Below are 24,096 nucleotides of genomic sequence, written 5' to 3'. Positions count from 1 at the left end.
AGCTTAATACGTGGTTGCTAATAGTTTGTTAAAAATCACATACCTGACAAATGTCATTCTTTGCGCAACCCGAAACTGTTAATTTAGACCATAGAAAGCAGCAATTAACTGCTGATCTAAATAAAATAAGAAATTTGATTTTTAAGTACTTGATTGATGTTAAAAATCAAATTAAGAGGGTATCAAGGATATTATCTAATCGATACACAAATTTTACTTCTCGTAAGATCACTGGTATCACAAATGAATTAGAGATACTTTTAATACCTTCTTAAAGAAACAGGAGACTTTGTTCTCCTGTTTCTGTGTTTACTAATTCCTCTTTCCGGCTGATGTTAAAATTAATATACCTCAATTTTAATTTTAAAAAATTGACATTTATCATTCTTCAAAGCATTGTTATTAAATAACTTAGAAAAGTAATTTGTTAACTCTAAAATTTTAATATTATGTCACTAGTTAAATCCAACAAGCGCCGTCGCCCAATGTGGGGGACCTCATTATTTGCCGATGATCCTTTTTTCTCTGATTTGATGGACACCCGAAAACTGAACAATTTAAACCGCATTTTTAAGGGAGAGGATTTCGATTTTAGCCCTGCCGTGAACATCAAGGATCACGAAAAAGATTATGAAATCGAATTGGCTGCCCCAGGGCTGGAAAAAGATGATTTCAAAATCATTATGGAAGATGGAATCCTTACAATTTCTGCGGAAAAAGAAGAGAAATCAGAAGAAGAAAAAGAAGGTTTTGTAAGAAAAGAATTTAGTTTTAACAGCTTTTCCAGGTCTATGAGTCTACCAGACAGTATTGATGAGGAAAAAGAGGTTAAGGCCAGTTACAAAGACGGGATTCTTAAAATGAAACTTGAGAAAAAGGAAGAAACCCAGGCTTCTAAAAAACAAAAGACTATTAAGGTTTCTTAAACTAAAAAAGGGGCGAAAATTTCGCCCCTTTTTTTAATATTTATAAATCTGCCAGAGTTTATCTGGTCCTCTTACGCTTATTAAGTTATCGCCAAGCTGTCTCGCAGCAATAGGAGGGGCCTTTCTGAGATTTCGCTTTGAAACCGAAACCGGAAAAGGTCCCGCTAAATATTGTAAAACTTCCCCGTTGGGGTCAATTACCACTACATCATATTTATAGGAAATCATTCTTTTTCCCAGTACTTCATTTTTCCCTAATTGCTCTCCCTCCAGTTTTAAGGCCAGGGCTTTTCCATCATTAAATAAAGAAACATTTAGAAATTCAGGCTCTATTACTACTTTTCCTTTTTTATCTATAAAACCATAATAATTTACCCCTTCGATATTTTTTTTAATTATTGCTCGGCTTTCCTGCATTACCGGTACTTTTTGTGTAGCAACTCCCAAATCACCAGAAACGGAAACTTCCTCATTTTCAATAAGATCATTTCTGAAGTTAACAATTAAGTCCCCAGACGAATTAATAAATCCCCACTGGTTATTCTTTTTCACCGGGGCATATCCCTCATGGAGAGATCCAACATAGCTAAGGTCTTGTAATTCCTGGGCATCCATAAAAAATGGTACCAGCAGGATTAGAATTAGGCGAATAGGTTTCATCGTTTCACGTTTATGAGTTAATACTTAAAGATAACTAACAGCTTTAAATTAAAAAATGATAAACATCATCTAATTATCCTCGATCCTTTTTCATAATGTTTTTATAAACAGGGGAGTTTACTGATTTTCGTCATAGTTTCCGGCCCTTAATTCTGTTAAATTTGAGTAGATTCAAATCCAGGAAAACATGAGAAAAATAGTATTTCCAACCGATTTTTCAGAGAATGCTTTCAATGCACTTCAATACGCCGTAGAGTTGCTGAAATATGAAACCTGTGAATTTTTTCTCCTTCACGCCTATGCCGATGAGGTATATAACGATGAAACCGTTTTAAGCCGAAGCCTCATGGAGGAGCTTAAAGAAAAAGTTTTAAGCCACGCCGAAGAAAAACTGCAGGAAACCCTTGAAAAAATCAGGGAAATAGCTCCTAACCCACATCACACTTATCATAAAGTAGCTTCATTTGGCGCCCTGGTGGATGAGGTAAATGACCTTGTAGATTCTGAAAATGCCGACCTGTGTATTATGGGTACCAGGGGAAAATCAGATGACCGAAATATTAATTTTGGTACCAATACCCTGTTGGTGATGAAGTACGTACAGTGCCCGGTGCTTAGTATTCCTGCCGGTTACACATACAATACTCCGGATAATATTCTCTTTCCCACAAATTTCCTGGTTCCTTATCAAAAAAGGGAACTGAAACTTGTAAGCGAAATTGCCCGGGTATTCGGTTCAGAAATTCACTCTTTATATATCTCTAAATATCCCGTAGAATCTTTTAGGCAAAAAGATAATCTGAACTTCCTTAAAGAGCAGTTTCAAAATATAAAATTTCAAACGCACCAGGTAGACGGTGTGGATAAAGTAACAACGATCACAGATTTTATAGAAAAACACAGGATAGATATCCTGGTGATGGTTAACTCCAGACACAGTGAACTGGAAAATATCCTGTTTCAAGGGACCCTGGACAAGATAAGTTTGAATCCTAAAATCCCTTTACTGGTTCTGCAAAATTTTAACCGGGAATGTGTTTAACTCCTAAAACCTCATGCGATGAAAAAAATATTAATGCCCACCGATTTTTCCACAAACTCCATAAACGCTCTGAAATATGCGGTGAGTTTGTTCAAGGACGAAGAATGCACCTTCTATTTGTTAAACACCTTTACCCCGGTTTTATATGATACAGAATACATCTTATATAGCACAACCCAACCAGGATTAGAAGAAATTTACCGGCATAATTCAGAAAAAGGCCTTAAAAAGGTAAAAAAACGTATCACCTCACAAGATAAGCGACCTAACCACCATTTTGAATTGATCTCCGCTTTCAATCTTTTGATCGAGGAAATTAAAGATCAGGTAAAGGAGAAAAACATTGATTTGGTGGTAATGGGAACGCAAGGGGCCACGGGAGCCCAGGAGGTTTTGATGGGAACTAATACCGTACAGGCCATAAAAAAAGTAAAATGTCCTATTCTGGCAATTCCTTCAGAATATGAATATACCACTCCAGATAACATTCTCTTCCCTACCGATTATGAGCTGGATTATAGCAGTAAGCAATTTGAGCTCTTAAAAGATATAATTAAAAATTACAACTCCAGGCTTAATATCCTTCATGTATTGGGTAAGAAAGAATTATCTCCGGAAAAAGAACAAAATAAAAAACTGCTTGCCACCCAAATGGATTCGGTAAAGCATCAATTTTACAGTATAGAAAAAAAAGCACTAACAGAAGCTATTTATGATTTTCAGAATGAGCATCCTACAGATATGCTTGTAATGATTAACAACAAACATTCCTTCTTCGAAAACCTGCTTTTTAGGCCTATAATCAATAAAATAGGATTTCATATAAAAGTTCCTTTTTTGGTAATTCCTTCTGGGAAATATTCGGCTTAGTTATGAAAAATGTCCTTGTCCCCACCGATTTTTCCAGTAACGCCTGGAAGGCTCTGGAGTATAGCATGCATTTGTTTGAGAAAGATGTTTGCACCTTCTACCTGCTGAATGCTTTCCAGACAGATTATTTTACAACTACCAGTATGATGGTTCCCGAACCCGGTGAACCGGCCTACGACCTTGCTCATGAACAGTCTGAAAAGGGGCTGGAAAAACTCCTAGATGGCTTAAGCCTTATGAATGAGAATCCCAATCACCATTTCAAAATCATCTCAATGTATAATAGCGTAACCGAAGCTATTAAATGGGCTATAGAGAAATATAATATCAACCTGGTGGTTATGGGTACCAAAGGTTCAGGAGACCCTGAAAATCGTATTTTTGGTAGCAACACCATTCACGTTTCAGATAATTGTAATACCTGCCCTGTTTTAATTGTTCCCGAAAATGCCCTCTTTGTTCCCGACATTCAAAAGGAGATTGTATTTGCTACTAATTTTCGGTACAAATGTTCCCAGGCGGGTGTAAATTACGTTAGCGAAATTGCCAACAAATTTTCTGCAGCGGTAAGGATTTTATATATCCAGGAACATGAACAATTGGACGAAGAGCAGGAAACTAATAAAGATCATCTCCAGGATTTGCTTCGGAATATTTCTCACAGTTTTCATACCTTAACTAATATTTCGGTCACCAAAGGTATCATTACCTTTATTGAAAGTCGGGGGAGCCAGTTACTGATCCTCAATCGGGAAAGACCTGGTTTTTTTAAAAAGATATTTTCCAGATCAATATTACATGAGATCACAAAAAAACCGAGAGTTCCGATCCTGGTGCTTCCAGAAACCAGGTACCTGCCTCGCTTATTTTAATTTTTGTAAATTAAATTCCGGATCTCTATGCTATGGATACTTCAGAATTAAAAATAATAAAAGCCTCCGGAGAGAAAGCACTTTTTTCTGAAGAAAAAGTTGCCGCTTCCCTTGGTCGCGCCGGTGCCAGCCAGGAAGTTATTGATAAGATCCTTTCCAGGCTCAGGCAGGAACTCTACCAGGGAATTTCAACAAAAGAAATCTATAATCGGGCTTTCCGGTTACTAAAAAATAAAGATCACCTTCTTGCTTCCCGCTATAAATTAAAAAATGCTATTTATGAACTTGGCCCAACGGGTTTTCCTTTTGAAAAATTTGTGGGCGCAGTGTTAAAATATAGTGGTTACGATGTAGAAGTCGGTGATATTTTTCAGGGAGCCTGTGTAACACACGAAGTAGATGTAATCGCTACCCGGGAGAAGGAAACCTTCCTTATGGAGTGTAAATTTCACAGTATGCCGGGAAAAAGTTGTGATGTTAAGGTTCCCCTTTATATCCATTCCCGGTTTCGGGATATTGAAAACTTCAATAAAGACAAAAAAAACAATCCTTTTTTCTTCTCTGAAGGCTGGGTGGTGACCAATACCAAGTTTACCAAAGACGCCACAAGGTATGCCAAATGTGTAGACTTAAAATTATTAAGTTGGGATTACCCTAAAGGAAGTAGTTTAAAAGATCGTATAGATAAAACCGGTTTATATCCTATCACCGTTTCGGTTCTACTGAATAAACGTGAAAAACAATTCCTGCTTAGTCGGGATGTGGTGCTCTGCCGTGAACTGGTGAATGATGATTTTTACCTGGACCATCTGGGAATTTCTTCCACCCGCAAAAAACATATTCTGGAGGAGATGCGAAGTTTATGTAAAGCTTAAATATGAGTAATAAAGTGAAGATCAGTTTTTTTGGTGCGGCGGGAACGGTTACCGGCTCAAGGTTCCTCCTGGAAACCCCTGAGTATAATATTCTTGTAGACTCCGGAATGTTCCAGGGGCTTAAGGAATTAAGAAAACTCAATTGGGAGAATTTTCCTTTTCCTCCTAAAAATATTGATATAGTTCTTCTCACTCATGGTCATTTAGATCATTCCGGCTATTTACCACGTTTGGTCATGCAGGGCTTTAACGGAAAAGTTTTAGGAACTTCTCCCAGCCTGGCAATTGCCTCAATTATTTTACGTGACAGCGCTAAAATTCAGGAGGAAGATGCTGAAAGGGCCAATAAGGAAGATTATAGCAGCCACACCCCCGCGCTGCCTTTTTATAATATGGAACAGGCTGAAAAAGCGATCAGCCTATTTGAAAAAATAGAACCAGAAAATTGGGTACAGCTTTCAGAAAATATAAAAGTCAGGTTTAGAAAAAACGGCCATATACTAGGAGCAACCTTTATTGAATTAGATGTTTTTGGAAAAATATGGGTGTTTTCAGGCGATATTGGCAGAGAACAGGACCTGCTGCTGGAACCGCCCCGACGGCCTCAATGGGCAGATTATCTTATCCTGGAAAGCACCTATGGCGACCGCCAGCATCCGGTAGAAGATGTAGATGAAGTTTTAAGTTCAGAAATTGAAGAGGTGATTAACTCAAACGGAAGTCTTATCATTCCCAGTTTTGCGGTGGAACGTCTCCAGAGCCTGATGTTTAAACTATGGCAGCTTTATAAAAAGAATAAAATCCCGAATATCCCAATCTTCATTGACAGTCCAATGGGTAATGAGGTGCTTGATGTATTTGAACGCTTCCCGCAGTGGCACAAACTGGAAATAAACGAATTCCAGCAGATGAAGAAGCATTTTAAAATAGTAACCTCGTATAAAGACACCTGGAAAACCATAGATTATAACCGACCTAAAGTTGTAATTGCGGGAAGCGGAATGGTAACCGGTGGTAGGGTACTAACCTACCTGAGGTACTATCTCGAAAAACCTGAAACCACCGTGCTATTGGTAGGTTTTCAAGCGGAAGGCACGAGAGGTCGCCAGCTTTTGGAAGGGAGCCAGGAGATAAAGATTTTTGGCAAGTACTGCCAGGTGAAAGCTAAAATATTACATTTTGACAGTCTTTCTGCCCATGCCGACCAGGCAGGACTTCTGGCGTGGACTAGCGAAATCAAAAATTTACCCGAACAGGTTTTCCTGGTACATGGCGAACCACATTCCAGGGATGCTTTAAGGGTGAAACTCAAGGATGTATATAAATGGAATGTTTCAACTCCAAAACTAAATGAAAGTTTTCTTGTGCCCTAAAAGTTTATAATCTTTTGATAATTATCATTTTACGAGGCTGTTTTTTGTTGTAAATTTAGAAGTATCTAATTCTAAAACTTATGGCAACCTCTTTCAAAAACCGATTTAACCATAGAGATGGTAGCACAGAGGAACTCCAAAAGGAAACAGATGTCTGGCTACACGAAATTTTCAATGCGACAGAGCATATTCGTTTTCTTACAAAATTCCTGCTTGCCGATATTTTTAAAGCCAGTCAACCTAATATGTTTGAGATGTTCGAAAGTTTTAAAAAAAAGCTGGAAACCTACCGCGCTGGGATTTTTTTACTAAACCAGGAAGTTCACAATCACAAATATGACCTGGAAGGCATGAGGGAATGCGATGATATTAGTTGTGAGGGTTTTTACCGCGAGCAACATTCAGATTTAAAGGAAAAATTCAGAAAATTCATCACCGGTTTTAAAGATTTGCAGTCGCAGATATTTAATTATACCGGCGATTTGTTGATCACCAAAGAATAATCGTTCACTTAATATTTACAGTCATGAAAGATCAAAAAAATTTTCGGTACATCGAATGGAAAAGTCCCGAAGAAATGCACTACAGTGCACAGCAATGGAGTTCAAGCCTTGCTTTTATGAAAGATGAACATCTTTTTTTTGAAGATATGCTTAGGGAGTATACCCTACCTATTATTGAATCCAATTTAATTGCCGAGGTCAAGACGTTGATTGATCGGCTTAATACATCGAAAAAAGAAATGATGAACTTAAATGAGAAGGTTTCAAAGCATAAAAATGGACTGGACATTTTAGTAGATGGAATAAACCAACCAGAAGAAGAAAAGAAGTATAAAGAAGAACATAGAGCACTTCTTAATGAAGTAAATGCTTTTTCGGAATCTTTCAGGCAATTAAAAAAAGATATTTTCGCGAATGTGACCGGTGCCCTGAAAAAACAAAAGCAGAAAAGGCTTTTGAAATAGTGATAATTATATTTTCGTAATTTAAATAAGCCAAAGAAGACCTATATGAGATATTTTCTCCTGTTTCTGTATTTTGTTTTTTTTACGGCGTGTAGTACCGCTCGCCTGGTAGAATCGCATGCTCCATACCGGGCCGAAAAACCAAAAATTGAGAAAATATTGATCATAGGGATGACCCCCTTAACAGAATTCCGCCAATCCTTTGAGACCAGGCTTCAGAAGGAGTTTAGAAAACATGGAGTGGAGGCAGTAACCAGTGTTTCAGTATTGGAAAGTAAACTTGCACCTGGAGACAGTACTGAAAAACAATTAAATAACCTGGAAAAATATTTAGTGGAAGAAGGTTACAATACCGTTTTGTTAAGCAAAATAGTCCAGGTGGAATCACATAAGGATTTACGCACCAGTCTTTATAGTTTAAGAGGTAGTTACCGAAGTTTCAAGAGCGATTATTATTCCAATCAGGGAATTTTCCATGGTGGGGATATAAAAGGTGATTCAAAGATTTATCATACTGAAACCTCTATTTATACGCTCCCTGAAAACCGTCAAAGGGAACTATTATGGCAGGGAGAAATCGACCTCAAAAATCCAAAAAGGGTAAAAAGAACTATCAAACAATATGTAGATTTGCTGATTTCCAGACTAAAATGGGAAGGCGTGCTACCTCATTAAATAAACTTAGCGAAAACCTTTTCGTGACGTATCAGGTGATTTCAAACTGCCATTATTGCAGTTTTGTTCGTGAATAGATTATTTCTATAGTTCATCGATTAACTCAATGTCTAAGAATGAAAGGCACAAAAAAAGCTTTCCTAAAATTAAGGCTTTTCCCCAATAAATAGTTCAAAACTTACATTGAGCCCTTTTCATAAGACTCTACTATTCTTGGTTTTAAGGCGTTATTTCACTGCTTTTCATCCCTTTTTTTAATCAAATTTTAAATTAGATTTAACCTTTCTTCTGGGAGAAAAGCGCTCAAAATACTTTAAATTACTAACATGAATGCTTTCAAAGATGATAATCTCTGGAAAGCTCGCATGGTCTTTGTGCCATATATTAACCTTGAAATAATAACAGGCTTAAAAGCCATTATAAAAATTAACCAAAAAAACAATACATGAAAGTATTACTTATTGGAGCCGGAAATATGGGACTAACTTACGCCGAAGGAATGGCTAAGTCTAGTTTATTAAACCGTAGAAACTTAATGATCTATGATAAATCTGCTGAGATAGTTACCAGCTTGAGCAAATTAGATCATTTTGATGTGTACGACGAAATCGAGGAATGTCTACCCGACGCCGATGTCGTTTTCCTGGCGGTAAAACCATATCACTGCGACAGTCTTTTTGAGGAAATACGGCCATTGGTGAACGATGAACAAATTTTTGTTTCCCTTATGGCAGGAGTTACCATTGCTAAGATTCAGGAAGGTCTTGGGGTAAAGAAGGTGGTAAGATCTATGCCTAATCTCCCTGCCCAGGTAGGAAAAGGTGTAACTTCTTATACCGAATCTGCAGAAGTGTCCCGGGTAGAATTGCTTATGGTAAGGAACCTACTCGATACTACTGGAGAGTCTATTCACGTAGAAAGTGAAAACTTTATCGATGCTTCCACAGGTATTTCAGGAAGCGGGCCGGCATATGTATTTTACTTCATGCAATCTATGCTCGAAGCAGCTCTGAAAATGGGCTTCTCTAAAAATGATTCTAAAGTTCTTGTTAGCCAAACCTTTGAAGGAGCGGTAAAACTATTTAACGAATCCGATCTTTCTCCCGAAACCTGGATGGAACGCGTAGCCTCAAAAGGAGGTACCACCCGTGCCGCCCTTGATTCTATGGAAGACAACAACGTTAAGGAACTTATTAAAGATGCTGCCTATGCCGCGTTCGACAGGGCTGTTGAATTAGGTAAAGAGTAACAATTAATTTTATTTCAAAATAATAGAAATGGAAAAAAAGAGAATAGTTGTAAAAGTTGGAACCAATGTAATGACCAACAAAGACAATAGAATTCTACAACCTGTATTAAAAAACCTTGTAGAACAAATTGCCACCTTATATGAGGAAGATATAATGGTGGTGCTTGTATCCTCAGGTTCTGCCATCGCTGGTAAGGAAATCCTGGGAGATGTACAGATTACCGATCCTTCCAAAAGAAGGCAGGTTTTCTCCTCGGTAGGACAGCCGCGAATGATGCGTCACTATTACAGTATATTCCACGATTTTGGAATGCGTTGTGCGCAGGTGCTGGCTACAAAAAGGGATTTTAGTCCGGGAATTCACCGTGAGAATATGATTAACTGCTATGAATCGCTATTATCTGAGGGAATTATTCCTATTGCCAATGAAGATGATGCCGTTTCTGTAACTATGTCTATGTTTTCTGATAATGATGAACTCGCAAGTCTTGTTGCAGAATTAATTCAGGCAGATGCACTCATCATATTAAGTGATACCGAAGGCCTTTACACTGGTCATCCTGATCATGAAGATTCAGAGAAACTCAACAAAGTACAAATCGACCAAAACGTTGAAAAGTACGTTCAGGAATCTGATAAGGGTGAAGGCGAAGGCCGTGGCGGAATGGAATCCAAGATTAAAATTGCTAAAGGAACCGCCGCTAAAAATATCACTACTTATATCGCGAATGGTAAGCGCCCCAATGTAATACTCGATATAATGGCCGGAAAACCCGTGGGAACAAAATTCACCGCTTAATTTACCGGTAATTAAAAAAGTATTAAAATTTAAAATTTTAAAAATGAAGTTGATAGACACCAAAACCAAAAATAACGTGCTGCAATCCATGATGACAATTCTGGATAAAAAGCGCAACGAAATAATTGAAGCTAATAAGAAAGACCTTGAAGCCTTTGGAAAAAGCGATCGGGCTATGTACGACAGGCTTATCGTTGACGAGAAAAAGGTTGATTCCATGATCCAATCTGTCATGGAAGTGATGGAACAGGAAGACCCTGTGGGTAAAACCTTAGAACATCGCCGTCTTGATACAGGGCTGGATATAACCAATAAAACAGCTCCTTTCGGCACCATAATGATCATCTATGAATCCAGGCCCGATGTAACCATTGAAGCAGCGGTTTTGGCTTTTAAAGCCAACAATAAGATCTATTTAAAAGGAGGAAAGGAAGCATTTCACAGTAATAAAATCCTTGAACAATGCTGGCATGAAGCTCTGCAGGAAAATGGCCTGGATAAAAACTGGATCGAAATGCTAAAATTAGACCGAACCGAAACTCAGGAATTCCTTAAAAACCCACCGGAACACATAGACCTAATTGTTCCACGTGGTGGCGAACGCTTGATTGCTTTCGTAAAAGAGCACGCTACAGGAGCAGTACTCGTAAGCGGCCGTGGAAACAACTTCCTTTATGTTTCTAAGAATGCCGATTTCGAAACAGCCAAAAAGGTTATGCTAAACGCCAAGATCGACAAGATCTCCGGTTGCAACGCTTTGGATAAGGTGCTAATAGACAAGAATATTTCTGGTTACGAAGATAAACTGAAAGAGCTTCAGAAGATGTTCCATGAAAATGAAGTTTCCATTCTTGTAGATGAAGATGTTTCTAAAGTCTTAACCGACGAAGATAAAGTTCCATCTGAAGATACATGGTATGAAGAATTCCTTGCCATGAAGATCGTTCTCGGCAGCATTGACGGATTAGATCAAGCTATAGAAAAGATTAATAAATATTCCGGAGGTCACTCGGCTTCAATCATCACAACCGATAAAGAAGAAGCCAAAACCTTTATGGAACAGGTAGATTGTGCTGCAGTTTACCATAATGCCTCTACCCGTTTCACAGATGGTGGCCAAATGGGTGTTGGTGCAGAACTGGCAATTAGTACCGATAAACTTCACCACCGTGGTCCCCTGGGATTAAAACAACTGGTGACCAATAAGTATTATGTGTTAGGTGAAGGCCATATAAGAGAATAATCACCTTTCACTATTTTAAAAAAACCACCGTATGCAAACGGTGGTTTTTTTATGTTTTCACTAAAAATTCCTTCTTAAATGTAACCTTTTAGGTTTTTCTAAGTCTAACTGGTAAAAGCTATTCTTTATAATGAAAAAGATTCTATACACCTTTGCCCTATTGGGTACTCTAATTTCCTGTAAAACCACTCAGGTTCAACCCGAACCCAAACAACCAATCATCGCAAGCCTGGACCTGGTTAATATTGAAGATGATAAGGTAAAGGTAAGCATTGACCCCGATAGGTTAACCGCAGAGGAGATAAGATTCTACATCCCCAAAACCGTTCCCGGTACTTATTCTAATGACGATTATGGTAAATTTATTGAAGATTTCACGGCGCTGGATTATAAAGGCAATGAAATAGAATTTCGCCAGGAAAATGAAAATACCTGGGTTATTTTAAATGCAGCAGAACTGGATAAGCTCACCTATTTTGTAAATGACACTTATGATATTGAAGGCGAAGAAGGTGTATTCTCCCCCAGCGGAACCAATATTGCCAAAGATGAAAATTTTGTACTTAACCTTCACGGATTTGTTGGCTATTTTGAAAATTTAAGCGAAGAGCCATACCGACTGGAAATTACCCGTCCTGAAGCCATAATCCCTGGAACGGCTCTAAGCCTTGAGGAGATAACCAATGGTGTTGAAACAAACTACCAAACCGATATATTCCTGGTAAACCGTTATTTTGAAGTTATAGACAACCCGATAATGTATTCCCTCCCAGATACCACTTCCTTTATGGTTGAGGATATGGAGGTACTGGTAAATGTATATTCTCCCAATAAAAAATATTCTTCAAAAGATATTAAACCTGGAATAGAAAAAATGATCTCAGCCCAAAAGAGATTCCTTGGAGATATAGATAATACCGGGAAATATGCGATCCTGCTTTATCTTTCAGACACCGAGAAACAGGATGCCCGTGGCTTTGGTGCCCTGGAACATCACACCTCAACGGTAGTTGTGCTTCCAGAAATGATGCAACCCGAACAACTACAAAAAACAATGACTGATGTAGTTTCCCACGAATTTTTTCACATCCTCACGCCCCTGAATATTCATTCTGAGGAAATTCATTATTTCGATTATAACGACCCTGAAATGTCACAGCATCTTTGGATGTACGAAGGAGTAACCGAATATTTTGCGAATTTATTTCAGGTAAACCAGGGCCTAATCGATAACGAAGAGTTTTACAACAGGATGTCTGAAAAGATTGAGGTTTCCCAGAATTTTGATGATACCATGCCCTTTACAGAAATGAGTAAAAACATCCTGGAGCCGGAATATAAAGACAGCTATTATAATGTTTATCAAAAAGGAGCCCTGATAGGGATGGCCCTGGATATCAAATTAAGGGAGTTAAGCGGCGGCGAAACCGGCCTCCTGGACCTTATGAAAAGCCTTTCTGAAAAATATGGAAAAAACAAGCCTTTTGATGATGAGAAATTAATAGAGGTGATAGTTGACTTATCTTATCCTGAAATTCAGAAGTTCTTTGATAAATATATCACAGGCTCCACTTCTATTCCCTACAATGAATTCTTCAAAAAAGTAGGTCTGGTAGAAGAAGAATACGAAACCAATACCGGTTATTTTCTTGCAGGGCAAACGCCTTATATAGATGGCAATCCCGATACCGGTGAGCTATTCTTCAGAGAAAATATAGGCTTTAATTCTTTTCTAAATGAACTCGGCATAGAAGGAGGAGATATTCTAAAATCTATAAACGGTCAGGAATACAATATACAGACCGCCTATAATATGGTAATGACTGCCGAGTCCTGGGAAGAAGGCGAAGAGGTTACTTTTACAGTGGTACGTGACGGGGAGGAACTAAGTTTAACCGCCACGACTCACCAGCCAACTACCACTTCTACAAGAATTATTGAAAAAGACGATGATAATGCGCAGGTGAAACTGCGTGAAGCTTGGTTAAAAGGTTAATAGATTTTAATTTAAGCACAGAGCGGCAGGGAAACCTGCCGCTTTTTTATTTTAGATATACACCTAAATCTGTTAACTTAGGCCCACAACACCAACCAACTCCCAACATTAATGGAAATCCCGATTTTACAGGATATAATTATAATCCTAGGACTTTCAATCCTTATTATTCTGCTGTTTCAGAAAATGAAAGTGCCATCTTTATTGGGTTTCTTACTTGCCGGGATTATCGCCGGGCCATATGCCTTTAACCTGATTAGCAGTCAACATGAGGTCGAGCTGCTTTCAGAAATTGGAATAATCTTCCTGCTTTTTATCATAGGAATTGAGTTATCACTCAAGGAGCTTATCACTATGAAACGTACGGTACTTCTGGGAGGAAGTATTCAGGTAGGCGGGACGATTATAATTACGACTGCCCTCGCTAATTTGATGGGATTACCCTTAAATACGGCAATATTTGTCGGTTTTCTTTTTTCCCTTAGCAGTACGGCTATCGTTCTAAAAATACTACAGGAAAAAGGTGAGATCACAGCACCACATGGGCGCATAAGCCTGGGAGTATTGATCTTTCAGGATATTATTGTAGTACCCATGATGCTTTTTACCCCCTTGCTGGCCGGGGCTTCCGATAATATCATGGAAACCGTGGGCATCCTTCTCCTTAAATTTCTGATTTTAGGTATCGTGATCTATCTGCTTGCCCAATATGTTGTCCCTAAAGTGTTTTCTATGGTGGTTAAAACCAAAAGCCGTGAACTTTTTATCTTAACGGTTGTAGTATTTATTTTTGCCATTGCCTGGCTTACTTCTTCGGCCGGCCTCTCCCTGGCTCTGGGTGCCTTTTTCGCGGGGCTTATTATTTCAGAATCTGAATATAGTCACCAGGCTACGGCCAATGTGCTCCCCTTCAGGGAAATATTTATCAGTTTTTTCTTCATCTCGGTAGGAACCCTTTTAAACCTTAATTTTTTTATAGAAAATATAATCTATATCGTGCTTTTGGTTATTGGGGTGGTATTGCTAAAGATGATTGTGATCGCTGCAACCGTACTGGTTTTAAAATATCCTCCCCGCACAGTTTTCATGACAATGTTCAGCCTTTTTCAGGTGGGGGAATTTTCTTTATTACTTTCCGGAGTTGGGGTAGACAATAACCTCATTCCAGATAATGTTTACCAGTATTTTCTGGCGATATCCATAATAAGCATGGGCCTTACGCCTTTCCTGATTTCAGCCTCCCCTGGAATAACTTATTTTTTACTGAAGGCGCCTATGCCGGCACCGGTGAGAAGACGGCTGGAGCATTTAAAAAAGATTTCTGTTTCTGAAGAAGAATCAAAAAAACCACTGGAAGACCATCTGATTATCGTGGGTTACGGTATAAATGGTGAAAATATCTCTAAAGCCGCTAAAAATGCTGAAATACCTTATTTGATAGTTGATATAGATCCCGATGCTTTTCACAAGGCAAAGCAAAAAGAGGAGCCTATAATCTATGGAGATGCTACCAACCCTTTAATTCTTAAACATCTGCATATTCACGAGGCCCGGGTTGTTGTTATCGCAATTTCTGATCCCGGTGCGACCAAAAAGATAATCAGTAATATCAGGAGTTTTACAAATGCTGCTTTTATAATCGTGCGAACCCGCTACGTAAGAGAAATAGAAGAAAATCTGAAACTAGGGGCCGACGAGGTGATCCCGGAGGAATTTGAAACTTCTATTGAAATCTTTACCAGAGTGTTAAAAAAATACCTGGTCCCCTATAATGAGATCCAGGATTTCATTAATAATATTCGTTCCTCAGACTATGAAATGCTCACCTCCTTAAAGGAAAAGCCACATCGCCCTTCGCTGCAGCATCTTCATATTCCCAATAAGGAAATCGTGACTATTAGTGTTCAGCAAAATAACAGCAGTATAGTTGGTAAGAGCATCGAAGATTCAGAGATTGGAAAAAGATTCCATTTAACCATTCTCACCATTAAACGGGATACGCATTATCTTACCGAAGTAGGTCCCGATACCGTTATTGAGCAAGGTGATTTGCTTTACATCTTTGGGCATCCACAAAATATTTACAAACTTAACAAGGAGCTTTCATATTAAGTTTTAAAGGTGAATAAGACAATATACATCCGGATTCTTTTAAATATTTCCCAAAAATAGCCAATTGAAATCACTTGTTATTGGGGGTATAATTATAAATAGATATCTTTAATCTACATCAAACTAACTAAAAACTTATGTCTGTATTACCCGATAACCTGGAACGCTATAGAAAGTTCATAGGATTTATGCTGAAATACTGGAATAGCGAATTATTCCTCCAAACTGCCAACTCGGCTCTGGAGGATGAACCAGAGGATAAAGAAAAAGAAACAGACTACGATCAGACTCCTGAGGAGTTGGTAGAAGATCTCAAAAATATGGGGCCAACCTATATTAAAATGGGACAATTGCTTTCTACAAGGCCAGACTTGCTTCCCGATAACTATTTAAAAGCTCTTGCCAGCCTCCAGGATGATGTTCCCCCAATTCCTTATGAGGATATTCATAGGATTATCGAACAGGAAATTGGAACCCGTATTTCAAAGGCATTCGAAACCTTTGACGAAAAACCCCTTGCCAGTGCTTCCATAGGACAGGTTCATAAAGCCACCTTACGTTCAGGGAAGCCGGTAGCCGTAAAAATTCAACGCCCGGGAATAAGAAAAAAGTTTTTAGAAGATCTGGACACCCTGGAGGAATTGGCTGAAATGGCTGTAAAACACAGTCAGGTGGCCAGGCGCTATGCTTTTGACAATGTTCTGGCAGAACTCAGAAGAATCCTGTTGCAGGAACTCGATTATAACCGGGAAGCCACAAACCTTCTTACCCTGGGCAAAAATCTCAAACACTTCAGGAATCTCATCGTACCACAACCCATTCTGGATTATTGTACCTCCAAAGTCCTTACTATGGATTTCATAGACGGGAGAAAAGTGACATCCATTTCCCCCTTAAAACAACTGGAAGTAGATTATAGTCCCATTGTAGACGAACTCGTAGAGGCCTATTTGCAACAGGTAATAAACGATGGTTTTGTTCATGCCGATCCTCACCCGGGAAACATCCAATTTACCAGGGACGATAAAATTGCCCTTATAGACCTGGGAATGGTTGCTAAATTCACCCCGGGCCTTCAGGAAGATCTGCTGCAGCTTTTAATCGCAATAAGCCGAAGTAACGGGCAGGATACTGCCCATGTTTTGCTGAATATGAGTGAATATGACCCCGATAAAGCTAACGTAAAAAATTTCAACAAACAGATAAGTGACCTGGTGATGGACAGCCAAACCGGAAGTGCTGAAGATATGCAAACAGGGAGGCTTTTAATTCAGCTTAATCGTGTGGCTGCCAGTAATAATATTCATATTCCTGTAGAGGTTAATATCCTTGGTAAAATTCTGCTCAATATGGACCAGATTATTGCAGTTTTGGACCCCGATTTTGATTTGAAAGAAGCAATCAGAAAGCACGTTAATGAGATTATGAGCAGAAAGATGTATGAGGAATTAAAGCCTGAAAACTTTTTCTCCTTCGTACTCGAAACCAAGAAACTTACAGAACATTTACCTGAACGCTTAAATAAACTATCTGATAATCTTGCAAACAACAAGTTTAAATTACATGTTGAAGCTATAGATGAAAAACGGGTTACCGATGGTTTTCAAAAAGTAGCCAATCGGATAACCCTGGGGCTCATAATTGCCGCGATGATTATTGGAGCCGCAATGTTGATGCAGGTTCCTTCAGACTTTACAATTTTTGGTTACCCCGGCCTGGCTATGGTGTTTTTTTTACTCGCAGCAGTGATGGGAATTTATCTGAGCTATATTATCATTTTTAAGGATGAAAATCTCAATTCCAAAAAAGACGATTAAGTATTAATAGAATTTGTTTTTGTAGGATTCGACGAATCAGTGTATTTTCGGTTTAAATTCAATTAAATCCTGATTTCATGAAATATATTTCTACAATTCTGCTTCTGTTTTTCACCTTCGGAATTTATGCACAAAAAGTTGAGGTTCCAGTAGACACTACCGTAGTTACAGAACATTCGGTGCGTATTAAGGGACAAAATATAAAGTATACTGCCACTACCGGAACCCAACCCGTATGGAACGAAAGTGGAGAACCCATCGCCAGCCTTTATTATACCTATTATAAACGTAGTGATATACAAAATACCGAAAACCGTCCCCTTGTAATTTCTTTTAATGGAGGCCCGGGTTCAGCTTCAGTATGGATGCATATAGCCTACACCGGCCCCAGGGTATTAAAGATAGATGATGAGGGCTTTCCGGTTCAACCATATGGCATAAAAGACAACCCACATTCAATTTTGGATGTTGCCGATATCGTATATGTCAATCCGGTAAATACCGGTTACTCCCGCCCTATTCCAGATAAAGAAGGAAAAGTGGAAAGGGAAAAATTCTTCGGGGTAAAAGCCGACATACAATACCTGGCAGAATGGCTTAATACCTTCGTGACCAGAAATGAAAGATGGTTATCACCAAAATACCTTATTGGGGAAAGCTACGGTACTACCAGGGTTTCCGGTCTTGCTCTTGAATTGCAAAACAGCCAGTGGATGTACCTTAACGGGGTGATCCTGGTGTCTCCTACCGAAATTGGCATTGACCGCGAGGGGCCGGTAGAAGTAGCAAACCGATTGCCATACTTTACCGCAGCTGCCTGGTATCATGATGCCCTTCCGCAGGAATTGCAAAACAGAGAATTAGAAGATTTGTTGGCTGAAGTTGAAGAATATGCCATTAACGAACTATTACCAGTATTGATCAAAGGCGGCTTTACCGAAACCGCTATGAAACAAGAAGCCGCAGAGAGGATGGCTTACTATTCAGGTATTTCTGAAAAAGTGATTCTGCAAAACAATCTCGAGGTACCAATTCGTTATTTCTGGAAAGAACTCCTACGTGAAGATAGTGGTTATACGGTAGGAAGACTGGATTCCCGTTACCTTGGGCTCGATGCCAGAGAAGCCGGTGATTCTCCAGATTACAATTCGGAACTTACTTCCTGGTTACATTCATTCACCCCTGCTATAAACCATTATCTAAGGGAAGAACTTAATTTCAAAACAGATCTTAAATATTTTATGTTTGGCCCTGTTCATCCCTGGGATCGAAGCGGCGATAACACCGGAGAAAATTTGAGGCAGGCAATGGCTCAAAATCCAAATCTCGATGTTTTGGTCCAATCGGGATATTTTGATGGAGCTACTACTTATTTCAATGCCAAATATTCAATGTGGCAGCTCGATAAAAGTGGAAAAATGAAAGATCGACTGAGCTTCAAAGGCTATGAAAGCGGACATATGATGTACTTAAGAGCCGAGGACCTTAAAAATGCAAATGACGACATTAGAGAGTTTATTGAAAATTCTCTGCCGAAAAAAGATGCACCCGCTAAATATTAATTATCAAAAATAAATCCCGGGAGTTTGAACTTCCGGGATTTTTTTATTGTAATAAATAAGCCTTTAAATCTTCATAAGTACTTATCTCCTCCGATTTCTTTTCCTTTTTCATAAAAGATTTAACCGAATCGGGGATTTCAATTTTTTGCTCTATTGAGGTTTCTACCGTTTCAAGAAACTTCACCGGATGAGCTGTCTCCAGAAAAACACCATAATACTGCGGATTTTCTTTTAAAAACTCCCTTAATCCTAAATATCCCACAGCCCCGTGAGGGTCCATTACATAATTATGTTTTTGATAAACCTCTTTGATGGCCTTCCTGGTTTCTTCATCATTAAAACTATAGGATGAAAGCACTTCCTTTAGGTTTTTGAATTCATTCTGAAAAATCTCCAGCACCCTAACAAAATTACTGGGGTTTCCAATATCCATCGCGTTTGAAATAGTATGAACGCTTGGTTTTGGTTCATATTTCTCAGTTTTAAGATAACGCGTTACCACATTGTTTTCATTGTTAGCGGCCACAAAATGTTTTACCGGAAGCCCCATTTCCCGGGCCATAAGTCCGGCACAGATGTTACCGAAGTTTCCACTGGGCACAGAAAATACCAGTTCTTCCTTTTTGTCTTTTAATTGCTTCCAGGCCAGAAAATAATAGAACATTTGGGGTAACCAGCGTGCTACATTAATAGAGTTAGCCGAAGTTAATCGTCTTTTTTTCTGAATTTTCTCATCCAGGAAAGCTTGTTTCACCATATCCTGACAATCATCAAAAGTCCCGTTTACTTCAAGGGCTGTAATATTTTGCCCAAGCGTAGTTAGCTGCTTTTCCTGAATTTCACTCACTTTTCCTTTGGGATACAAGATCACCACATCTATTCCATCAACGCCCAAAAAACCATTGGCTACTGCGCCCCCGGTATCGCCCGAAGTAGCAACCAATACAGTTACATTTCCCAGGTTACCTTTCTTAATGAAATAGCCCAGGCAACCTGCCATAAACCTGGCCCCAACATCTTTGAAGGCCAGAGTCGGGCCGTGAAAAAGCTCTAATACCCCAATATTTTTTTCTACAGGAACAACGGGAAAATCGAAATCCAGTGTCTGCTCAATAATCTTTTTTAGGTCCTTTCCGGGAATCTCATCCTGAATGTATTCTTTGATAACTTCAAAAGCTATTTCCGACCGTGATAGGTCATCAATATTATCAAAGAATTCCTTTGGTAAACCAGGGATTTCTTCAGGAAAATAAAGCCCTTTATCTGGCGCAAGTCCTTTTACAACAGCATTTTCAAAGTTTGAGGTGTTTTCCCTGTTATTTAAACTGAAATATTTCATGATAATTCTTTTATTCCCTGAATATTAATTTCTGAGAGGTGAAGTTCATAAGCTATATTCTTATCGGCATAAAAACTTTCAAGATTTTTTCTAACATTTTCGGCATTCTCTTCTCCTCTACACATTGCAAAAACCGATGGGCCAGACCCTGAAATCCCGAAACCTAAAGCTCCGTTTTCTAAAGCAATGCTTTTCAATTTATCAAAATGCGGAATAAGAATAGACCGAAAAGGTTCTATTATTTCATCTTTCAGGCTTCTGCCCAGCAAGGCATAATCTTCAGTATAAAGACTGCTAACCAGGGCTGCAAGATTTCCCCATTGAGATATAGCTTTCTGCAAACTAACACTTTGCCGGATTACCGCCCTGGAATCCCGTGTTTTGATCTCAATCAATGGATGGAGGATAACTATTCTTAATTCGGAAGGGCTGGGAAGTTTAATTACCTCCAGGGGCTCATAGCTTTTCACGAGACTAAAACCACCAAGCAAGGCAGGCGCAACGTTGTCGGCGTGGGCGTTTCCACTGGCTAAACGTTCCCCTTCCATCGCGAATTTTATCAATTCATTTTTACTGAAGGGTTCGCCCAGCAATTTATTTACCGCGTAGACAGAACCCGCGGCGCTGGCTGCACTACTGCCTATCCCGCTGCCGGCTTTTATCTTTTTATCGATTTCAATATCAAAACCCTGCTTGCTCCCGGCTTCCTTCAACAATGCCTGAACCGCTACCCCGGCAACATTCTTTTCGGTTTCCAGTGGTAAATTCTGCCCGGTTATTTTAGTGATTCTTAACTCCTGGAGATCATTTTTTCGAATAAGCATTTCATCCCCCACATTTTCCAGGCAACATCCCAGCACATCAAAGCCGCAGGAGAGATTGGCTACAGTAGCCGGGGCGAAAATCTTTAGTTCTTCCATCGCTTATTTTTTTCCTATTCTTATCACATCAGCGAAAATTCCCGAGGCTGTAACATCGGCTCCGGCACCGGCGCCTTTAACTATAAGTGGCTGTTCGGGATAACGTTCAGTAAAAAACAGAACGATGTTATCGCTGCCACTTAAATTATAGAACGGATGATCTGGTCCCACTTCCTGCAAACCAACCTGGGCCTTTCCATTTTCCAATTGAGCCACATATTTTAGCTGAGCATTGTTTTTTTCAGCATTATGATAAATCTCTTTGAACTTTTCTTCATCCTTTTCCAGCAGCTTAAAGAATTCTTCATTGTTTTCGGAATTCAGGGCCTTTTCAGAAAGAAAGTTTTTCTTATCTATATCCTCCAGCTCAAGTTTTAAACCGGTTTCCCGGGCCAGGATAAGGATCTTTCTTGCTACATCTACTCCACTGAGATCAATTTTAGGATCAGGTTCAGTATAACCCTCCTTCATCGCCATTTCTACGGTTTTATAAAAGGGAGCTCTGGCATCATAATTATTAAAAACAAAATTTAAACTACCGGAAAGCACTGCCTGGATCTTTTTCACCTGGTCTCCGGAAGCTACGAGGTTCTTTAAGGTATCTATAATTGGGAGCCCGGCCCCTACATTTGTTTCATAAAGAAAAGAGGCTCCATATTCCCGGGAAAGGTCCTGCAATTCCTGGTAATTCGCAAAATCATCGGCACAGGCGATCTTATTACAGGTCACCACCGAAATGGAGTTCGCCAAATAATGCCTGTACCAGGAAGAGATCTCGGCACTTGCGGTATTATCTACAAAAATACTGTTGCGTAAATTCAACTTCTGAACCTTTTTAAAGAAAGCTTTCTTATTGGCCGGTTCTCCTGCTTGTAACTCTTTTTCCCAATTCTGCAGGTTTATTCCCTCTTCATTAAAAATCATTTTTTTCGAATTGGAAAGTCCTAAAACCCGCACTTTTAGTCTGAGTTTTTCTAAAAGGAATTGCTCCTGTTTCTCAAGTTGCGCCAGTAACTTACCCCCTACATTGCCTACTCCGGTGATGAACAGATTTAGTTCTTTCGAAGGCACTTCAAAAAATTGTTCGTGCAAGGTATTCAGGGCTTTTTTCACATCCTTTTTTGCGATTACAGCCGAAATATTTCTCTCAGAAGAACCCTGGGCAATCGCCCTAATATTGATATTGTTGTTTCCAAGAGCGCTGAACATTTTTCCGCTAAGTCCGTGATGGCTTTTCATCCGGTCACCCACCAGTGCAACAATAGCTACATTTTCTTCTATGGAAACAGGTTTTATTTTTTTATTCTGAATTTCGACTTCGAAAGCCTCGTCCAGGGCTTCCTTGGCGGCTTTCGCCTCATCATCTTTTACGGCCACACAAATACTATGTTCCGAAGAAGCCTGGGTGATAAGCACCACATTTATATTTTCCTGAAAAAGGACCTCGAAGAAACGCTTGGAAAACCCCGGAATTCCAACCATCCCACTACCTTCTATATTAAGAAGCTTTATGGAATCTATATGGGTTATCCCGGTTACCCAACGAAAATTTTCTTTGCTCGATTTAGAAATAAGGGTGCCTGGTTCTTCGGGCTTAAAGGTGTTTTTGATATGAATTTCTATCTGCAGTTCAAGCAAAGGTTGAAGCGTGGGCGGATATAGCACTTTTGCGCCAAAATGAGAAAGTTCCATCGCCTCTTCATAAGAAATCTTATCCAGCGAATAGGCCTGCGGCACGATCATAGGATTGGCAGTATACATTCCGTTCACATCGGTATAGATAATAAGCTTTTTGGTTTTCAATGCAGCGGAAAAGATCGCGGCGGTAAAATCTGAACCTCCACGACCCAGCGTGCTGGGCACGCCTTCATCGTTTTTAGCCACAAAGCCTGGGGCAACGAATAAAGCTTTAGGTTTTCCGGAAAAATAGCTTTCAATATTTTTATTGGTTTTAGCATAATTCACCTGCACCTTTTCATTGTTATTCCGACATACGATCAATTCGCGGGAATCCACATAGTTGGTTTCAACACCTTTGCTCTTAAAATAAGCAGTGATGATAAGTGAGGATAGAATTTCGCCAAATCCTGAAACCACGTGTTTGGTTTTATTGGAAAGCTCATTGAGCAAATACACGCCTTCATATAAAGTTTCCAGGCGATTAAATTCGGTTTTTACTTTGCTTAAAACAGCGCTTTGATCATTGACAGGAATAAGTTCTCTTACCGCATCGAGGTGGCGTTTTTCATTTTGTGCCAGGATCTTTTTATAGGCCAGATCTTCATGGGCTGCCAACTCTGCCATCTCCAGCAAATCATTGGTTACGCCGCCAAAGGCTGAAAAGACGGCCAGGGTCGAATCTTTTTTAAGATGTTTTTCTACAGTTTCAGCGACCAGCTTTATACGCTCCGGTGATGCAAGGGATGATCCCCCAAATTTCAGGACATTCATTGGTGAAATTTTTAAATTTAGATATAAGATTTTTAAGAAAAATGTACGGATGTACGTGTTGCGGAAGTTATATACAAAATACCCCAAACGGGGTAATACCAGTAATCATAGTCATTACAGCCCCCATTGGGATAAAGCTGAAGCTATTATGATTGAAATTACTTTTTGGCATCTTTTCCTTAAATATGGTGATAAATGTACAGGTTTTTGCCGGGAAGAAAAATGAAAACTCAACTTTAGAGACAGAAATACAGATATTTCATAATAAGTAAATTATTCTGAATTATTCATAAAATAACAGGGAGTGAATTATCAAAACAAAAATTCAACTCCCTGTTTTTTATCCTT

General features: G+C 39.2%; 20 protein-coding genes. 16 read left to right on the top strand and 4 right to left on the bottom strand.

All coding sequences use genetic code 11. From position 1 onward, the window contains the following. Nucleotides 1-449 precede the first annotated feature (449 nt). Nucleotides 450-926, top strand: a complete 477-nt coding sequence (locus tag BUW93_RS05970; RefSeq protein WP_081210144.1) for an Hsp20/alpha crystallin family protein — start codon at nucleotides 450-452, stop codon at nucleotides 924-926. Between the two features lie 33 nt (nucleotides 927-959). On the opposite strand, the gene BUW93_RS05965 is transcribed toward BUW93_RS05970, so the two are convergent. After that, the gene (locus BUW93_RS05965; protein ID WP_081210142.1) at nucleotides 960-1,586 is read right to left on the bottom strand and encodes a WG repeat-containing protein; all 627 of its coding nucleotides are present in this window, start codon (nucleotides 1,584-1,586) and stop codon (nucleotides 960-962) included. A 187-nt stretch (nucleotides 1,587-1,773) separates the two neighbouring features. On the opposite strand from BUW93_RS05965, the gene BUW93_RS05960 reads away from it, so the two are divergent. The 15 genes from BUW93_RS05960 (at nucleotide 1,774) to BUW93_RS05890 (ending at nucleotide 19,038) form a co-directional block, all read left to right on the top strand. After that, nucleotides 1,774-2,628 (top strand): universal stress protein, encoded by an 855-nt coding sequence (locus tag BUW93_RS05960; RefSeq protein ID WP_081210140.1) that lies wholly within the window; start codon nucleotides 1,774-1,776, stop codon nucleotides 2,626-2,628. An 18-nt stretch (nucleotides 2,629-2,646) separates the two neighbouring features. Then, a complete protein-coding gene (locus BUW93_RS05955; RefSeq protein WP_081210138.1) occupies nucleotides 2,647-3,498 on the top strand; it encodes a universal stress protein in 852 nt (283 codons plus the stop codon). Between the two features lie 2 nt (nucleotides 3,499-3,500). After that, nucleotides 3,501-4,370 carry a universal stress protein gene (locus BUW93_RS05950; protein ID WP_081210136.1) on the top strand — a complete coding sequence of 290 codons (870 nt, stop codon included), beginning with the start codon at nucleotides 3,501-3,503 and terminating at the stop codon, nucleotides 4,368-4,370. 32 nt (nucleotides 4,371-4,402) lie between these two features. Then, complete coding sequence (locus BUW93_RS05945; RefSeq protein ID WP_081210134.1) at nucleotides 4,403-5,245, top strand: ATP cone domain-containing protein; 843 nt, start codon at nucleotides 4,403-4,405, stop codon at nucleotides 5,243-5,245. A 2-nt stretch (nucleotides 5,246-5,247) separates the two neighbouring features. Next, entirely contained in the window at nucleotides 5,248-6,618 is a 1,371-nt protein-coding gene (locus tag BUW93_RS05940) for an MBL fold metallo-hydrolase RNA specificity domain-containing protein (RefSeq protein ID WP_081210132.1), read from the top strand. Nucleotides 6,619-6,698: 80 nt separating this feature from the next. After that, nucleotides 6,699-7,121, top strand: coding sequence for a hypothetical protein (locus BUW93_RS05935; protein WP_081210130.1), 423 nt, complete (start codon nucleotides 6,699-6,701; stop codon nucleotides 7,119-7,121). A gap of 23 nt (nucleotides 7,122-7,144) precedes the next feature. Further along, nucleotides 7,145-7,585 (top strand): hypothetical protein, encoded by a 441-nt coding sequence (locus BUW93_RS05930; protein ID WP_081210128.1) that lies wholly within the window; start codon nucleotides 7,145-7,147, stop codon nucleotides 7,583-7,585. A gap of 45 nt (nucleotides 7,586-7,630) precedes the next feature. Continuing rightward, complete coding sequence (locus BUW93_RS05925) at nucleotides 7,631-8,260, top strand: hypothetical protein (protein WP_081210126.1); 630 nt, start codon at nucleotides 7,631-7,633, stop codon at nucleotides 8,258-8,260. A gap of 445 nt (nucleotides 8,261-8,705) precedes the next feature. Beyond that, nucleotides 8,706-9,509 carry a pyrroline-5-carboxylate reductase gene (proC, locus tag BUW93_RS05920; protein ID WP_081210124.1) on the top strand — a complete coding sequence of 268 codons (804 nt, stop codon included), beginning with the start codon at nucleotides 8,706-8,708 and terminating at the stop codon, nucleotides 9,507-9,509. A 28-nt stretch (nucleotides 9,510-9,537) separates the two neighbouring features. Continuing rightward, nucleotides 9,538-10,308 carry a glutamate 5-kinase gene (gene proB / locus BUW93_RS05915; protein ID WP_081210122.1) on the top strand — a complete coding sequence of 257 codons (771 nt, stop codon included), beginning with the start codon at nucleotides 9,538-9,540 and terminating at the stop codon, nucleotides 10,306-10,308. Between the two features lie 43 nt (nucleotides 10,309-10,351). Beyond that, on the top strand, nucleotides 10,352-11,551 hold the full coding sequence (locus tag BUW93_RS05910) for a glutamate-5-semialdehyde dehydrogenase (protein ID WP_081210120.1): 1,200 nt from the start codon (nucleotides 10,352-10,354) through the stop codon (nucleotides 11,549-11,551). A gap of 130 nt (nucleotides 11,552-11,681) precedes the next feature. Further along, nucleotides 11,682-13,547 (top strand): M61 family metallopeptidase, encoded by a 1,866-nt coding sequence (locus BUW93_RS05905; RefSeq protein WP_081210118.1) that lies wholly within the window; start codon nucleotides 11,682-11,684, stop codon nucleotides 13,545-13,547. Between the two features lie 111 nt (nucleotides 13,548-13,658). After that, nucleotides 13,659-15,659, top strand: coding sequence for a cation:proton antiporter (locus tag BUW93_RS05900; RefSeq protein ID WP_081210116.1), 2,001 nt, complete (start codon nucleotides 13,659-13,661; stop codon nucleotides 15,657-15,659). A 137-nt stretch (nucleotides 15,660-15,796) separates the two neighbouring features. After that, nucleotides 15,797-17,476 (top strand): ABC1 kinase family protein, encoded by a 1,680-nt coding sequence (locus BUW93_RS05895; protein WP_081210114.1) that lies wholly within the window; start codon nucleotides 15,797-15,799, stop codon nucleotides 17,474-17,476. A gap of 77 nt (nucleotides 17,477-17,553) precedes the next feature. Next, nucleotides 17,554-19,038: a S10 family peptidase gene (locus tag BUW93_RS05890; protein ID WP_081210112.1), complete on the top strand. Its 1,485-nt coding sequence runs from the start codon at nucleotides 17,554-17,556 to the stop codon at nucleotides 19,036-19,038. A gap of 43 nt (nucleotides 19,039-19,081) precedes the next feature. Here BUW93_RS05890 and thrC read toward each other — a convergent pair whose 3' ends face one another. The 3 genes from thrC to thrA are packed head-to-tail and all read right to left on the bottom strand — an operon-like array spanning nucleotide 19,082 to nucleotide 23,748. After that, nucleotides 19,082-20,377 (bottom strand): threonine synthase, encoded by a 1,296-nt coding sequence (gene thrC / locus BUW93_RS05885; RefSeq protein ID WP_081210110.1) that lies wholly within the window; start codon nucleotides 20,375-20,377, stop codon nucleotides 19,082-19,084. Further along, a complete protein-coding gene (locus BUW93_RS05880) occupies nucleotides 20,374-21,297 on the bottom strand; it encodes a homoserine kinase (RefSeq protein WP_081210108.1) in 924 nt (307 codons plus the stop codon). The genes thrC and BUW93_RS05880 overlap by 4 nt, the downstream gene beginning before the upstream one ends. A gap of 3 nt (nucleotides 21,298-21,300) precedes the next feature. Next, nucleotides 21,301-23,748 (bottom strand): bifunctional aspartate kinase/homoserine dehydrogenase I, encoded by a 2,448-nt coding sequence (gene thrA, locus BUW93_RS05875; protein ID WP_081210106.1) that lies wholly within the window; start codon nucleotides 23,746-23,748, stop codon nucleotides 21,301-21,303. Nucleotides 23,749-24,096: the final 348 nt, after the last annotated feature.

It is taken from the genome of Salegentibacter sediminis (assembly GCF_002078605.1).
Lineage (GTDB): Bacteria > Bacteroidota > Bacteroidia > Flavobacteriales > Flavobacteriaceae > Salegentibacter > Salegentibacter sediminis.
Note: the sequence above shows the minus strand (reverse complement) of the source record. Positions and strands in the feature narration are given on the sequence as shown.